Origin of the sequence: Kitasatospora sp. NPDC089913 (assembly GCF_044748625.1) — a bacterium.
Classification (GTDB): Bacteria; Actinomycetota; Actinomycetes; order Streptomycetales; family Streptomycetaceae; genus Kitasatospora.
This window is the reverse complement of record NZ_JBIVGI010000050.1, coordinates 28039-41747: the sequence shown is the minus strand read 5'-3', so window position 1 is coordinate 41747 and position 13709 is coordinate 28039. Positions and strand designations below refer to the sequence as shown.

Sequence of the window (13709 nt, the reverse complement as noted above, 5' to 3'; positions counted from 1 at the left end):
GCCCGAAACCGGTGGCGCGGTGCCGGCGCAGCGGCTCGACCTCCCGGAACGAGCCCTCGTCGAGCAGCAGCTCGATCCGCTCGCGGGCGGTCAGCTTGCCCTTGGCGTGCTGGGCCTCGGTGGCCTTCTCGCTGGGACCCCGGCGGACCTGCTCGCGGAGTTCGTGCAGTTCCGCGACTCTTCCCCGGACGTCCGTGGGGATCTCCGGGACGTCGTCGTCGACCGGCGCCTGGTGCACAACCGTCATCTCGAACCACTCCAAAGGTGAGGGAACTGTCCGACAGCCAACGTCTGCGATGCCCCCGGCTGCGAATCACTTCTTCACTTATGACTGTACGAGGGGCCGCGCGCTGGTTTCGGCGTCGATTCCGTACAAGGTCGCGTCCGTTTAGATGTCAGGGCTGCACAGAAAGCGAAGCGTTTCAGCCCGTCCTGCCGGTAGCTGTTCGATTACCCCGAGCTGTCGTCCAGATGGCGGTCGGGTGAGCGCAACCTGAGGAAACACGCAGGTCACGGCCGCCCCTGTGAAGGGTGGCGGGGGTTCCGGCCCGGGTGTCCGCGGGACGCCTGGTGCGGCGGTGAAGGCCGTGCCGGCGGGCCGGTGGTGTCCGACCAGTCGTAGGGATGCACCAAAAAGACCGCAGCCCACCCGGTGGATGCCGGGTGGGCTGTCCGAGCGACGGGGGCTCAGCCGCGACGGCCTTCGTCCGGGTCGTCCTTGCCGCGCAGCTCGTTCTCGCGGCGGCGCAAATCCGCCTCCCACTGCTTGAGCATGTCCTCGTGCTCGTTGTTGTGCTTCTTCAACGAGGCGAGGAACTCCGGGTTGTCGTCCGGCGCCAACGGCCGGCCGTCGGGCCGCGCGGCGTACGCCCGGCCGTCGGCGCCGCCGCCCGCCGGTGCGGTCCTCGGCGCCCCGCGCTGCTTGCCGGCCACCAGCCAGGCGATCGAGCCGACGAGCGGGAACAGCAGCACGATGATCACCCAGACCACCTTGGGCAGGTGCTTCACCTCGTCCTCGGGGGTGGTCAGGCAGTCGATGAAGGCCCAAACCCACAGGGCGAGCGGGAGTACGAAGGTCAGGATCCTCAGCACGGCGGCGGTCTCCCCCGGGTGACGTCGGTGGCGGGCGGGCGCGTTCTCGCGGCGGCGGGCCGGTCCGTCGGGCGGTGCGCCGCTTCGAGGGGGCCCTTGACACAGGCCAGGCTATCGGGTGGCGGATACTGGCAGGCATGGCATACGACGATCTCCGCTCGTTCCTGCGGGCCCTCGACCGCGAAGGCGACCTCAAGCGGATCAAGGCGGAGGTGGACCCCTATCTGGAGATCGGCGAGATCGTCGACCGGGTGCAGAAGGCCAAGGGCCCGGCCCTGCTGTTCGAGAACGTCAAGGGTTCGTCGATGCCGCTGGCGATGAACGTCTTCGGCACCGAGCGGCGGCTCTCCAAGGCGCTCGGCCTCAAGGGCCCGGAGGAGATCGCCGACCGGATCTCCGGCCTGCTGAAGCCGGAGCTGCCGCAGGGCTTCACCGGCTTCCGGGACGCCTTCGGCAAGCTGGCCTCGATGGCCCACGTGCCGCCGAAGAACGTGAAGTCCGGCGACGCCCCCGTGCACGAGGTGGTGCTCACCGGCGAGGACGTCAACCTGGACGAGCTGCCCGCGCTGTTCACCTGGCCGCTGGACGGCGGCTCCTTCTTCAACCTGGGCCTGACCCACACCAAGGACCCGGACAGCGGCATCCGCAACCTCGGCCTGTACCGGCTGCAGCGGCACGACCGCCGCACCATCGGCATGCACTGGCAGATCCACAAGGACAGCCGCAACCACGCCGCGGTGGCCGCCAAGCGCGGCGAGCGGCTCCCGGTCGCGATCGCCTTCGGCTGCCCGCCGGCCGTCACCTACGCGGCCACCGCGCCGCTGCCGGGCGACATCGACGAGTACCTGTTCGCGGGCTTCGTCGCGGGCGAGCGGGTGCGGATGGTGGACTGCAGGACCGTTCCGCTGCAGGTCCCGGCGGACGCCGAGGTGGTCCTGGAGGGCTGGCTGGAGCCGGGCGAGATGCTGCCCGAGGGGCCGTTCGGCGACCACACCGGCTTCTACACGCCGCAGGAGCCGTTCCCGGCGCTGACGATCGACTGCGTGACGATGCGCCGCCGGCCGATCCTGCAGTCCATCGTGGTCGGCCGGCCGCCGACCGAGGACGGCCCGCTGGGCAAGTTCACCGAGCGCTTCTTCCTGCCGCTGCTGAAGATCATCATCCCGGACATCGTCGACTACGACCTGCCCGAGGCGGGCGGCTTCCACAACTGCGTGATCGTCTCGATCGACAAGAAGTACCCGAAGCACGCCCAGAAGACCATGCACGCCATCTGGGGCGCGCACATGATGTCGCTGACCAAGCTGATCATCGTGGTGGACTCCGACTGCGACGTCCACGATTACCAGGAGGTCGCCTGGCGGGCCTTCGGCAACGTCGACTACAGCCGCGACCTCACCGTGGTCGAGGGCCCGGTCGACCACCTCGACCACGCCTCCTACCAGCAGTTCTGGGGCGGCAAGGCGGGCATCGACGCGACCCGCAAGCTGCCCGAGGAGGGCTACACCCGCGACGGCGGCTGGCCCGAGATGGTCTCCTCCGACCCGGAGACCGCCGCCCTGGTGAGCCGTCGCTGGAAGGAGTACGGCCTGTGAGCACCGCCGCCGCACTCCCCGAGGTCCCGCCCGGCAAGGTCAGGTCCTTCCTGCGGCTGGTGATGATCGAGCACTCGGTCTTCGCCCTGCCGTTCGCCTACATCGCGGCGCTGACGGCGATGTTCCGGGCCGACGGCCGGGTGCACTGGGGCGAGCTGTTCGTCGTCACGGTCTGCATGGTCGGGCTCCGGACCTTCGCCATGGCGGCGAACCGGATCATCGACCGGGAGATCGACGCCCGCAATCCGCGCACGGCCGGGCGCGAACTCGTCACCGGCGCGGTGTCCCTGAGGACCGCGTACGTCGGCTCCGCGGTCGCCCTGGTGGTCTTCCTGGGCGCGGCCGCGCTGCTGAACCCGCTCTGCCTCGCGCTGGCGCCGGTCGCCGTGGTGCCGATGGTGGTCTACCCGTACGGCAAGCGGTTCACCGACTTCCCGCAGGCGATCCTCGGCCTGGCCCAGGCGATGGGACCGGTGGGTGCCTGGCTGGCCGTCACCGGCACCTGGTCCTGGGACGCGGTCGTGCTCGGCGCGGCCGTCGGCATCTGGATCGGCGGCTTCGACCTGATCTACGCCTGCCAGGACGTGGCCTCCGACCGGGCGGGCGGGGTCCGCTCGGTACCGGCCCGGTTCGGTGTCCCGGCCGCGATCCGCGGCGCGCGCGGCTGCCATGTGCTCACCACGCTGCTGCTCGGCTGGTACGCGGTGCTCACCGACGCGGGCGTCGCGTTCTGGATCGGCCTGGTGGTGGTGGCCGGAGCCTTCGTCTACGAGCACACCATCGTGAAGCCGAACGACCTGTCCCGGCTGAACCGGGCGTTCTTCCAGACCAACGGCTTCGTCGGCATCTCGCTGTTCTTCTTCGCGCTGGTGGACCTGGTGGTGCGCGGCCTCGGCATCTGAGGCCGCGCCCCGCGGGGCGCGGCCCGAAGGACGCGGTCTACTTCCCGCCCTCGTCGAGCGTGTGCTTGACGAGGGCGTTCGCGTGCCCGTGGCCGAGGCCGTGGTCGGCCTTGAGCCAAGCGACCAGCTCCATGTGCCTGGTCAGCGGGGAGGAGCGGATCAGCTCCTGCCAGTGCGCGACCGGCTGCCCGTACTTCTTCTCGATGGCGGGGAAGTAGCTGGCGGGGCCGTTGGGGGTGGTCATGCGGTGCTCCTCGAAGTCCGTCCGGTCGTCCACTGATTGATGATCATTACGCATGCAGCCGGATCGCGACAGCGGTCAGCCAGGTCAGTCCGAGCGCGGCGGCGAGGGTGAAGGCCAGCACGGTGGTGCCCGAGGCGGCGAAGCCGACCAGGACGGCCGCCGCGACCACGCGCGAGGCGAGGGCCCAGCGCCCGTCCAGGTGCCGCGCCAGGACGAGGAAGGCCGCGCACAGGGCGAGGAAGCCGACCGTCCCGCCGATCAGGTGCACCAGGCCGTGTCCGCTCAGCTCCGTCACCCGGCCCTCCGGTGCCCCGACCGGGAAGCCGGCCCCGGGGTCGGCGGCGAAGAAGCCGTCGAGGACGAAGCTCGCCCCGAACACCCCGACCAGCCGGGGTGCCCAGGTGCTCCCCGGCAGGGCCCGGCGCAGTCCGACGGCGCCCGCGAGCAGCAGCGTGCCGGTGAGCAGGAACGCGGTCTGCTGGACCCACCCGAGCTCGCCGAGGCTCAGCTGGCTGAGCGCGTTGCGGGTGAAGTCGAAGCCCTCCCGGGTCAGCCCGCCGGCCACGCCGACGGCGAGGAACAGGGGTCCGGCGACCGCGCCGGCGGTCAGCAGCGGGCGGGCAGCGGCGGAAGCGGTGGGGGCCTGCGCGGTCATCGTGTTCGTCATGCTCATAGGACCGGGCTCGGCGCGGAAACTCATCGGAGCATCGGATGTGACCTGCGTCACCCGACGGTCCGGGTCCGGCCCGCCCCGTACGTCCGGGGGGTGTGGATCGGCCAGACCGGGTGCCCCGCCGGGCGTCGCGGTCGCCCGGCTCGTGGCCCGATGCCCCGCCGCCGTCCGCCTGCGGGATCGTTCCGGCCGGAACCGTCGCAGGTCGGCCGTGCGACGGGCGGTGCGAGTGGCCGGATGGCTGGAAATCTCATGCAATATAACCTGTGACATTGTTCTGATCGCCAGTCGGTGACAGGATCCACGCCGATCTCCTTCCTTCAGTCCGACCCCGACTCGGGCTGCCCCCACTCACGAAGGATTCAGGCGTGCTCCTGCGCACCAGACTCTCCATGCTCGCAGCCGGCGTCGTCGCCTGTTGCGCCACGGCCACCGCCGTAATGCCGGCCCAGGCCGTCGCGGCGCCCCCCGTCGCCACCGCCGGACCGGCCCCGGCCCCGGCCCCGGCCGCGACCCCGGCCGGTCCGGTCGGCCTCGCCGCCCCGACCGCGACCACGGGGTCCGAGGACCTCGCCCGGCCCGCCGCCGCACTGCCCCCGGCGGTGATCGGCGCGACCCGCCTGAACGATCCGGCCGGGGCGAGCGCCCCCGCCGCGTTCAAGTCCCTCGCCGCGCACAGCTGCACCCCGGCCGACTTCGCCGCCCGCACCGGGGCCGACCTGGTCGCGTTCGTCCGGAACTCGACCGTGGACTGCGTCAAGTCGCTGTACAGCAGCGGCGGGTCCGATCCCGGCATCTTCCAGCAGTCCCGGATGCTGTCCGTCGCGGCCGCCCTCAAGGACCTCGCGGCCGGCTACGCGGGCGACAACTCCACCGGCATCACCCAGCTGGTGAAGTACCTGCAGGTGGGCTACTACATCCAGTTCTACTACCCGGCCCAGGCCGGCCCGTACACCGGAGAGCTCACCACCGCCGTCACCTCGGCCCTGGACGCGCTCTTCGCCGGCACCCGGTGGCGCGACGTCAGCGACGCCAACGGCGCCCTCCTCAAGGAGGTGGTGTGGCTCACCGACAGCGCCAACGTCCAGGCCCGCTACATCGGTGCCTACAAGCGGATCCTCGACGAGTACAACAACACCTACAACGCGTTCCCGCAGATGGTCAGCGCGGTCAACTCGGTGCTGTACTACCCGCTCTGGGGCGGTTACCGGAACCAGGACTTCGTCCGGGCGCTCGCCGCCGACCCGGGCCTCGTCAACTCGCTCGCGGACTTCGCGATCAAGCACCGCGACCTGCTCAGCGGCCCCAACGCGGTGCTCGACACCAACGCGGGCAACGACCTGGCCCGGTTCGCCGGAACCAGCGCCGCCGCCGAGGCCGTGGCCAAGCCGCTGGTGAAGAAGGTGCTGGACTCCGCGCCGCTGCTGACGCCGTTCGGCTCGCTGTACGTGTACACGGCCGTCCAGGCCGCCTGGTACAACCCCGGCCAGTGCTCGTACTACGGCATCTGCAACCTGCCGGCCAAGCTCACCTCGGTGGTCCTGCCGAACCAGCTGGTCTGCGACAACCGCACCATCCAGGCCCAGGCCCTGTCGGCCGCCGAGCTCCAGGCGGCCTGCACCAGCCTGCGCGGCGAGGACGCGTTCTTCCACAACGTGGTGAAGGACAACGGCCCGATCCCGAACCAGTACGCCAAGACCGTCACCCAGGGGATCTTCGCCAACAAGGCGGACTACACCACCTACTCGTGGGCGATCTACGGCAACTCGACCGACAACGGCGGCCAGACCGTCATGGACCCGACCGACCCCAACGGCCGGGCCGTGAACGTGATGTACCAGAAGGCGTGGAACACCAAGGACACCGCCCGGGTGTGGAACCTCAACCACGAGTACACCCACTACCTCGACGGCATCTACGACATGAAGGGCAACTTCTCCACCCAGACCTCCGTCCCGGACATCTGGTGGGTCGAGGGCATCGCCGAGTACATGTCGTACAGCTACCGCGCCACCACCGACACCGACGCGATGACGCAGGCGGGCCTGCACACCTACAAGCTCAGCACGGTCTTCCAGAACACCTACGCCAACTCGGACTCGACCCGGGTGTACCCGTGGGGCTACCTGGCCGTCCGCTACATGCTGGAGAAGCACCCGGCCGACGTGCAGGCGATGCTGGCGCGGTTCCGCGTCGGTGACTACACCGGCGGCTACGCGGTCTACAACAACCTCGGCACCTCCTACGACGCCGACTTCGACGCCTGGCTCACCGCCTGCGCCGCCGGTGCCTGCTACGCGGCCGGCCCGACCTCGCTGTTCGACACCACGGTGAACGGCGCCACCGTCAGCACGAGCGAGCGGTCCGTGCAGACCGGCCCGGGCCGGATCACCGCCTGGCACTGGACCTTCGGCGACGGCACCACCTCCGAGGAGCGCAACCCGAGCCACACCTACGCGGTGGCCGGTTCCTACACCGTCGCCCTCACCACGACCGACGACACCGGCCGGACCGCCGTCACCCCGACCACGGTCACCGTGACGGCCCCGGCGTCCTCCCTGCCGACCTGCACCGACCAGCGCACCGACGCGATGGGCCCGAACTGCTCCCGCTCCGGCCGCGCCGCGACCGCCGGTAACTCCGACTACCTGTACATCTACCTGCCGGCCGGCACCACCACGCTCAAGGTCTCCACCACCGGCGGCACCGGCACCGCGTACCTGTACTACAACGCGGACATCTGGGCGTCGCCGACGGCCTGGACCGCCGCCTCGACGGCCGCCGGTGCCACCCAGTCCGTCACCGTCACCAACGCGACGGCCGGCTACCGCTACCTCAGCCTGTACGCCGTCACCGACTTCAGCGGCGTCACCGTCACCACCCAGGTCTGACACTTCCTCGGAACCGCGCGCCCGGCCGGGCTCTCCCGGCCGGGCGCTTCCGCGTCCGGACACCGGCCCGGTCGCGCACCGACGGAGGGTCGTTAGCATCCGTCCATGACCGACGATCAGAACGACTGGAAGTCCGACCGCATCGGCAGCGCGCTGCGCGGGGAGAACCCCACCGTCGTCCGGCGGCTGGAGTCGGGGTTCGCGGTGATCGGGGACGTGCAGTTCCTGCCGGGGTACGCGATCCTGCTGACCGACCGGCCCGGCGTGCAGCGGCTCTCCGACCTGCCCCGGCCGCACCGGCTCGCCTACCTGGAGGACCTCGACCGCCTCGGCGAGGCGGTCGAACGGGCCTGCCGCGCGGCCGATCCCGCCTTCCGGCGGGTCAACCTGGAGATCCTCGGCAACACCGACCCGTTCCTGCACGCCCATGTCTGGCCCCGCTACGACTGGGAGCCCGCCGACCTGGTCCAGCTGCCGGTCTGGCTCTACCCGCGCGAGCGCTGGACCGACCCGGCGCACGCGCTCGCCCCCGCCCACGACCCGATCCGCGCGGCCCTCGGCGCGGAGCTGGACGCCCTGGGGTGATCCGGTCCGCGCCGGTCAGCCGAGGGCCGGCGTGATCAGCGCCAGGGCGGCCGCGCCGAAGACGACGACGTGGCGGGCGTTCTGCAGGACCCAGACCCAGCGCGGGAAGCCGGACTCGGCGGCCTTCAGCAGGGCGGCGACGTCGATCCGGGCGAGCTCCGGGTCGCCCTTGCGGGCGAAGGCGGCCCGGACCGAGGAGGTCGCGGTCAGGTTGCTGTAGAGGATCACCAGGTTGATCGCCAGGACCAGGCCGAGGACGATCCAGCTCGCCGTGCCGGCCCACGCGACGCCGGCGAGGCCGAGGGCGGCGGTGGCGCCCACGGCGGAGGCGATCGCCACCGGCGCCCAGGTCTCGTGGCCGCCGGCGTCGAAGCGCATCCCGTTCTCCTCCAGCACCGTGGTCCGCACGCCCTGGCGGTCGAGCTCGGCCCGGGCGGCGGCGGTCGCGGTGGCCCCGAAGCGTGCCCGGACGACCGGGATGCTCACGAAGGCGGCGGCCACGGACAGCTGCAGGGCGGTGACGAAGGCGTTCATGGTGGATCCCCCTGGGAAGTAGGTGCGCCCGGTTTCTTGAACTAAGTGCAAGTACAAGTTAGCCGCGCTCTTGAACTAAGTGCAAGAGGCTTCTTGAACTTTGTGCAGGAGCCGTCGCCCGCCCTATCGTGGGCCCATGCCACGCAACACGCTCACCCGCGAGCAGATCGTCCGCACCGCCGTCGACCTGCTCGACGAGGAGGGCCTCGAAGGCCTGAACATGCGCAACCTGGGCAAGCGCCTGGACAGCGCCGCCACCGCGGTCTACTGGCACGTCAAGAACAAGGACGACCTCGTCCTGCTCGCCGGCGATCTGGTCTGGCACGAGATCGCGCTGCCGGAGGAGCCGGCGGACCGGGCCCACTGGCGGTCCGCGGCGGTGGACCTCGCGGTCGGGCTGCGCGCGATGTTCGGGCGCCACCCCTGGCTGGTGCAGGCCTTCGGCTCCCACCTCTTCCACGGCCCCGGCAAGGCCCGTTACGACGACCACTGCCTGGCCCTGCACGAGGCCGCCGGGTTCGCCCCGGCCGACGCCGACCGGATCGCCGCCGCCGTCTTCACCCATGTGCTGGGCGGCGCGCTCGGCGACGCGGCCGCGGTCTCCCTCGACCGCCGGCTGCGCCGGGACGGCCAGGACCCGCAGGAGCAGCTCGACGCCACCATGGCCCGGGCGGTCGAGGTGGCCCGGGAGTTCCCCCGGCTGCGCGCCCGGCTCGACGGCCCCGAGGCCCTGGACTACGCGGCCGCCCCCGGGGCGGAGTTCGAGGAGGCGCTCCGGGCGCTGCTCGACGGACTCGCGGCCCGGCTCGGCGGCGGGCCGGATGCCCAGCGGTGAAAGACAGTGGTGCAGACCACTCGTTCTCGTGAATCCGCAGCCCGGGTACGGGACTTCGGTACCGATGCACCCCTACGCTGCGGCACATGGACATCGTCATCCTGCTCTTCGACGACTTCGAGCCGCTGGACGCGATCGGCCCGTACCAGGTGCTCGGCCATCTCCCGGGCGCCACGGTGCGGTTCGTGTCGGCGGGGGAGAAGGGGGTCGTGGCCGACAGCATCGGCGGGATGCGGCTGGACGTGCCCACCGGCCGGTCGGAGGTCGGGGCCTGTGACGTCCTGCTCGTCCCGGGCGGGCACGGCACCCGGCCGCTGATGACGGACGCCGCGCTCCTCGACTGGCTGCGCCGGACGCACGCGACCACCCGGTTCACCGCCTCGGTGTGCACCGGCGCGCTGCTGCTCGGGGCCGCCGGCCTGCTCGACGGCCTGGACGCCACCACCCACTGGGCGGCGGCCGGCGAACTCGCCGCCCACGGCGCCACCTACCGCCCCGAGCGGGTGGTGCGGCAGGGGCGGATCCTCATGGCGGCCGGCATCTCCGCCGGCATCGACATGGCGCTGCACCTCGCCGCCCTGCTCACCGACGAGACCACCGCCCGGGCGATCCAGCTGCACGCCGAGTACGACCCGATGCCGCCCTTCGACAGCGGGTCCTGGGCGAAGGCCTCGCCCGCCGTCCGGGAGCGGATCCGACAGCTCGGATAGCCGTCGGACCCACCGCCGGTCAGTCGCGGAGAAAGGCCTCCCGGGTGGACGGCTCCGGCGAGCGGTCCACCAGCGGGTCGAGCCGGACCCGGCCGGCCCGCTGCCCGGTCACCAGGTCCAGGAGCCGGTACCGCTCGGCGCGGCCCTCGGCGGCACCGTGGAACATCGTCATGTCGGTACCGGTGTCCGCCGGCCGGGCGGCCGGACCGCCGCTCAGAGGGTCCGGTGGTAGCGCATGACGGGCTCGCCGTCGACGCGCCGCTCGCCCACCTCGGTGAACCCGGTGCGGGCGAGCAGGGCGCGGGAGGCGTCGTTGTTCAGGGAGCTCACGGCGGTGAGCTCGCTCAACCCGTAGGAGGCGGCGGCCAGTCGGCAGACCTCCTCGACGGCCGCGCGGCCCAGGCCCTGCTGGGCGTCGGCCTCGGCGATCCGGTAGCCGATCTCGGCGCTGCCCCCGGCGACGTCCACCAGGTTCACCCGGCCGACGATCCGGCCCCAGCCGTTGACGAGGACGTGGAAGTGGCTGCGGCCGTCGGCCTGTTCGGCGAGCAGGGCGCGGTGCCGCTCGGCGAAGCCGTCGGGGGTGAAGTACTCGTCCCCGCGGTCGGGCACCGAGTAGCGGAAGAAGTCCCGGTTCTCCTGCTCGAACGCGAGGACGGCGCCCGCGTGTTCGGCCGTGAGGCGTTCCAGTACGGGCTCGGGGGCGAGTCGCGGGGCCTCGGGGTGGTAGATGCGCTGCCGCTCGGTCGTCGTGTGCCCGATCTCGTGGCCGATGTTCCAGAGCACGTCGCCCGCCCGGACCAGGGCCCCCGTGGCCCGACCGTACCCCTTGATGACGCCGCCGCGGCCGTCCGGGTCCGCGAAGGTGTGCGGTCGGCCGGCGCCGAGCTCGACCGAGTGGGCCGAGATCCGGCCGAGGATCTGCGAGCCGCTGCCGAGCAGGCTGTCGCCGGTGAGCTCGACGCCGTCCATGAGCCGGACCTCGTCACCGATCTCGATGCTCTCGTGGGCCCCGGCGACGATCCGGGTGCCGCCGTCGCCGATCAGCGAGCGGGCGCCGACGGTGATGCTGCCCCCGTCGGTGGCGCTGATCCGGGTGTTGCCGTACAGCACGTTGCCGGGGCCGATCGCGCAGCGGCTCCGTTCGTCGCACTCGACGACGACACCGGGGTGGAGCACGTTGTCGGGTCCGAGCTTGACCTGCCGGGAGACGATCACCGAGAACGGGTCGAGCACCGTGACCCCGTACTCCGCCAGGTCGAGCAGTTCGGCCGGGGTGAGCAGCCCGCGGTCGTGGCGCAGCCGGTCGAGGCGGGCGTGGACGGATTCGTCTCCTGTGGTCATCCGATCATGCTTACGATCTCGGGTCGGCTTGTCCAGCACGGCCACCGGAGCCCGCGGCCGCCGACCCCGTACCACCGAGGAGTCCCGATGATCGGCCGGTTGCAGTGCGTCGTGCTCGACTGTCCGGACCCGGCCGTGCTGGCCCGGTTCTACGCCGGGCTGCTGGGCGGCGAGGTGGACCGACCGGACCCGCGCTGGTCGCTGGGCGAGGACTGGTCCACCCTGCACACCGCCGACGGCCAGGTGCTCTGCTTCCAGCGCGTGGCGGACCACCGCCCGCCCCGCTGGCCGGACCCGGAGCACCCGCAGCAGGCGCACCTGGACGTCGACGTGCCGGACCTCGCCACCGCCGACGCCGCGGTCCGGGCGCTCGGCGCCACCCTCCTGCACGACGCCGGCGGGTGGCGCATCTACGCCGACCCGGCCGGCCACCCGGTGTGCCTGCTCCCGGAGCGCCGCTGATCCCGCGGGCCGGGAAGGGGCGGGCCGGGAAGGGCGGGCCTGCCCCGTGCCCGGCCCGCCCCGGTCCCCGGAGGCCGGCCTCAGGAGATCCCACGACCAGCGCGCCGGTGCCGTTGCGGACGCCCTCGTGGTGGATCCAGGAGCCGGCGAACCGGTCGGCCATCAGCGGACTGTCGATCGCGTAGGTGGGCGTCCTGGCCGGCCGGAAACGCGTGCGTCGGTCAAGCGCTCGCAAGAGTGCGTGAATTGACGGACAGTCGGGCGGTGGCCGGTGGTCAGCCGATGGTCAGCGTGTCCCCGACGCCGAGCCGTCCCGGAGCGGCGACCTCGGCGAGGGCGTCGAGCCGGGTGTCGTGGGCCTGGGCGACGGCCCGGAGGATCTCGGGCGCGTGCGGCAGGCCGGGCTGGGCGACGGTGACCATCGCGCACCGCTCGCTGGAGCGGACGAAGGCGAGCCGGGCGCCCGAGCGGGCGCTGCCCCGGGCCTCCCGGCCGAACCAGGTGTCCTCGCTGAACGGCGGGGTTCCGGGCGGGGTGCGCAGCAGGATGTTCGGGCGGAAGCGGCGGACGTCGACCAGGGCGGTCGGCGCGGCCCGGGCGACCCAGTCCAGGGTGGCGGTGGTGAGCACGCTGACCGGGAGCTGGTCGAAGTGGGAGACGGCGTCCTCGCGGGCGAGTTCGACGTCCTCGCGCTGGAGGTAGGCGCGCAGGAAGGCGGTGGGGTCGGCGACCGGCTGCCCGAGCGGGTCGAACAGCTCGGGGCCGTCGAGCCGGTGGCCGAGCCGGGAGGAGAGGCGCAGCAGGCCGTCCATCCGCCGGAAGCGGCGGGTGTTCTTGCCGGAGCCGAGCTTGCCCTGGCCGTCGCGCACGGCGTAGAGGCGGTCGCCCGCGAGCCCGCGGTCGTCCACCTCGACGGAGTCGAGCCGCTCGCCGCCGGTGGACTTCACGGGGTAGCGCCAGAGCTGCTCGACGACTCCGATGATCTCTGCCATGGCCGGACAGCGTACCGCCGTCCGCCGATGATGGTCTAGACCAAGTCTCCGAGTGGGCCGAGGGGTTCAGGCCAGCCGGGCCACCGCCCGGACCGGAGCGCCGTCCGCCGCGACCAGCCGGAGCGGGAAGAGCGACACCTCGACCGCCCGCCCGGCCTCCTGCGCCGCCAGCAGCGGCCGCAGATCGGTCAGGTTCTCCGCGATCACCCCGCCGCCCGGCGCCCCGAGCAGCACCCGGTGGGCCGCCAGCGTGGGCTCCTCGGCGGCCGGCTGGTCGTGCTCGTCGGTGAGGTCGGCGAGCAGCGCCGCCACCGCCGGGTCGCCCGGGCCGGGATCGGGGGTGGGGTCGACGCTCAGCGCGTCCACCCCGACCGTGCGCACCCCGGCCGCCACGATCGCCTCGGCGGCCCGGGCGGTCAGGGACGGGTGGGCCAGATAGGCGTCGGTGCCCCAGTGCCGCGCCCACCCGGTGGCGAGCAGCAGCACGGTGCCCTCGCCGGCCAGGGCCAGGGCGGGCGCGAGCTGCTCGGCGGTGACCTCGGCGCGCGGCTCCAGGCCGCGCAGGTCGGCCACCACGGCCGGGCCGGTGAACCGCTCCAGCGGCAGGCCGTCCAGCGTCGGCCAGGTGACGTCGACGTGGTACGGCGCGTCGACATGGGTGCCGGACTGCGAGCCGAGGTGCACGGCGAGCACGTTCACCCCGGCGGTGGCGGTGGTGAGGGCGGGCTCCAGGAGGACGGCCGGATCGCCGGGGTAGACCGGCATCGCGGTGGTCACCTGGTGGGTCAGGTCGACGAGGGTCGGGGCCATGCGGCCATCCTCCCAGGGCGGGCCGGGGCCGGGTGGGGAT

The 13709-nt window shown here is 72.5% G+C and carries 16 protein-coding genes; 7 read left to right on the top strand and 9 right to left on the bottom strand.

Translation table 11 applies throughout. From position 1 onward, the window contains the following. Together ACIPYS_RS38935 and ACIPYS_RS38930 are read right to left on the bottom strand one after the other, a co-directional pair. Positions 1 to 247, bottom strand: a 247-nt coding sequence (locus ACIPYS_RS38935) for a carboxyl transferase domain-containing protein (protein WP_400755258.1), incomplete at its 3' end; no start/stop codon positions are given. Positions 248 to 687: 440 nt separating this feature from the next. Next, positions 688 to 1092, bottom strand: coding sequence for a PLD nuclease N-terminal domain-containing protein (locus ACIPYS_RS38930; protein ID WP_093861629.1), 405 nt, complete (start codon positions 1090 to 1092; stop codon positions 688 to 690). Between the two features lie 137 nt (positions 1093 to 1229). On the opposite strand from ACIPYS_RS38930, the gene ACIPYS_RS38925 reads away from it, so the two are divergent. Then, positions 1230 to 2687 (top strand): menaquinone biosynthesis decarboxylase, encoded by a 1458-nt coding sequence (locus ACIPYS_RS38925; protein WP_093861630.1) that lies wholly within the window; start codon positions 1230 to 1232, stop codon positions 2685 to 2687. Beyond that, positions 2684 to 3589, top strand: coding sequence for a menaquinone biosynthesis prenyltransferase MqnP (gene mqnP / locus ACIPYS_RS38920; protein ID WP_093861631.1), 906 nt, complete (start codon positions 2684 to 2686; stop codon positions 3587 to 3589). Before ACIPYS_RS38925 ends, mqnP begins: the two co-directional genes overlap by 4 nt. A gap of 37 nt (positions 3590 to 3626) precedes the next feature. Here mqnP and ACIPYS_RS38915 read toward each other — a convergent pair whose 3' ends face one another. Together ACIPYS_RS38915 and ACIPYS_RS38910 are read right to left on the bottom strand one after the other, a co-directional pair. Continuing rightward, positions 3627 to 3833: a DUF4287 domain-containing protein gene (locus ACIPYS_RS38915; protein WP_400755262.1), complete on the bottom strand. Its 207-nt coding sequence runs from the start codon at positions 3831 to 3833 to the stop codon at positions 3627 to 3629. A gap of 46 nt (positions 3834 to 3879) precedes the next feature. Next, on the bottom strand, positions 3880 to 4500 hold the full coding sequence (locus ACIPYS_RS38910) for a DUF998 domain-containing protein (RefSeq protein ID WP_400755254.1): 621 nt from the start codon (positions 4498 to 4500) through the stop codon (positions 3880 to 3882). Positions 4501 to 4874: 374 nt separating this feature from the next. On the opposite strand from ACIPYS_RS38910, the gene ACIPYS_RS38905 reads away from it, so the two are divergent. Together ACIPYS_RS38905 and ACIPYS_RS38900 are read left to right on the top strand one after the other, a co-directional pair. Continuing rightward, on the top strand, positions 4875 to 7397 hold the full coding sequence (locus ACIPYS_RS38905) for a collagenase (protein WP_400755252.1): 2523 nt from the start codon (positions 4875 to 4877) through the stop codon (positions 7395 to 7397). 105 nt (positions 7398 to 7502) lie between these two features. After that, positions 7503 to 7982, top strand: a complete 480-nt coding sequence (locus ACIPYS_RS38900) for an HIT family protein (protein ID WP_400755250.1) — start codon at positions 7503 to 7505, stop codon at positions 7980 to 7982. A 15-nt stretch (positions 7983 to 7997) separates the two neighbouring features. Here the strand turns inward: ACIPYS_RS38900 and ACIPYS_RS38895 are convergent, their stop codons facing one another. Then, complete coding sequence (locus ACIPYS_RS38895; RefSeq protein WP_400755248.1) at positions 7998 to 8516, bottom strand: hypothetical protein; 519 nt, start codon at positions 8514 to 8516, stop codon at positions 7998 to 8000. Between the two features lie 136 nt (positions 8517 to 8652). On the opposite strand from ACIPYS_RS38895, the gene ACIPYS_RS38890 reads away from it, so the two are divergent. Both ACIPYS_RS38890 and ACIPYS_RS38885 read left to right on the top strand, forming a co-directional pair. After that, on the top strand, positions 8653 to 9351 hold the full coding sequence (locus ACIPYS_RS38890) for a TetR/AcrR family transcriptional regulator (protein WP_093861635.1): 699 nt from the start codon (positions 8653 to 8655) through the stop codon (positions 9349 to 9351). 86 nt (positions 9352 to 9437) lie between these two features. Continuing rightward, positions 9438 to 10061, top strand: coding sequence for a DJ-1/PfpI family protein (locus ACIPYS_RS38885; protein WP_093861636.1), 624 nt, complete (start codon positions 9438 to 9440; stop codon positions 10059 to 10061). 19 nt (positions 10062 to 10080) lie between these two features. On the opposite strand, the gene ACIPYS_RS38880 is transcribed toward ACIPYS_RS38885, so the two are convergent. Both ACIPYS_RS38880 and ACIPYS_RS38875 read right to left on the bottom strand, forming a co-directional pair. Further along, positions 10081 to 10233, bottom strand: a complete 153-nt coding sequence (locus ACIPYS_RS38880; protein WP_400755245.1) for a hypothetical protein — start codon at positions 10231 to 10233, stop codon at positions 10081 to 10083. 41 nt (positions 10234 to 10274) lie between these two features. Continuing rightward, the gene (locus ACIPYS_RS38875; RefSeq protein WP_400755243.1) at positions 10275 to 11405 is read right to left on the bottom strand and encodes a GNAT family N-acetyltransferase; all 1131 of its coding nucleotides are present in this window, start codon (positions 11403 to 11405) and stop codon (positions 10275 to 10277) included. Positions 11406 to 11492: 87 nt separating this feature from the next. On the opposite strand from ACIPYS_RS38875, the gene ACIPYS_RS38870 reads away from it, so the two are divergent. Then, on the top strand, positions 11493 to 11867 hold the full coding sequence (locus ACIPYS_RS38870) for a VOC family protein (RefSeq protein ID WP_400755241.1): 375 nt from the start codon (positions 11493 to 11495) through the stop codon (positions 11865 to 11867). A 275-nt stretch (positions 11868 to 12142) separates the two neighbouring features. Here ACIPYS_RS38870 and ACIPYS_RS38865 read toward each other — a convergent pair whose 3' ends face one another. Both ACIPYS_RS38865 and ACIPYS_RS38860 read right to left on the bottom strand, forming a co-directional pair. After that, the gene (locus ACIPYS_RS38865; RefSeq protein ID WP_400755239.1) at positions 12143 to 12859 is read right to left on the bottom strand and encodes an MOSC domain-containing protein; all 717 of its coding nucleotides are present in this window, start codon (positions 12857 to 12859) and stop codon (positions 12143 to 12145) included. Between the two features lie 66 nt (positions 12860 to 12925). Beyond that, positions 12926 to 13669: a cyclase family protein gene (locus ACIPYS_RS38860; protein WP_093861639.1), complete on the bottom strand. Its 744-nt coding sequence runs from the start codon at positions 13667 to 13669 to the stop codon at positions 12926 to 12928. Positions 13670 to 13709 lie beyond the last annotated feature (40 nt).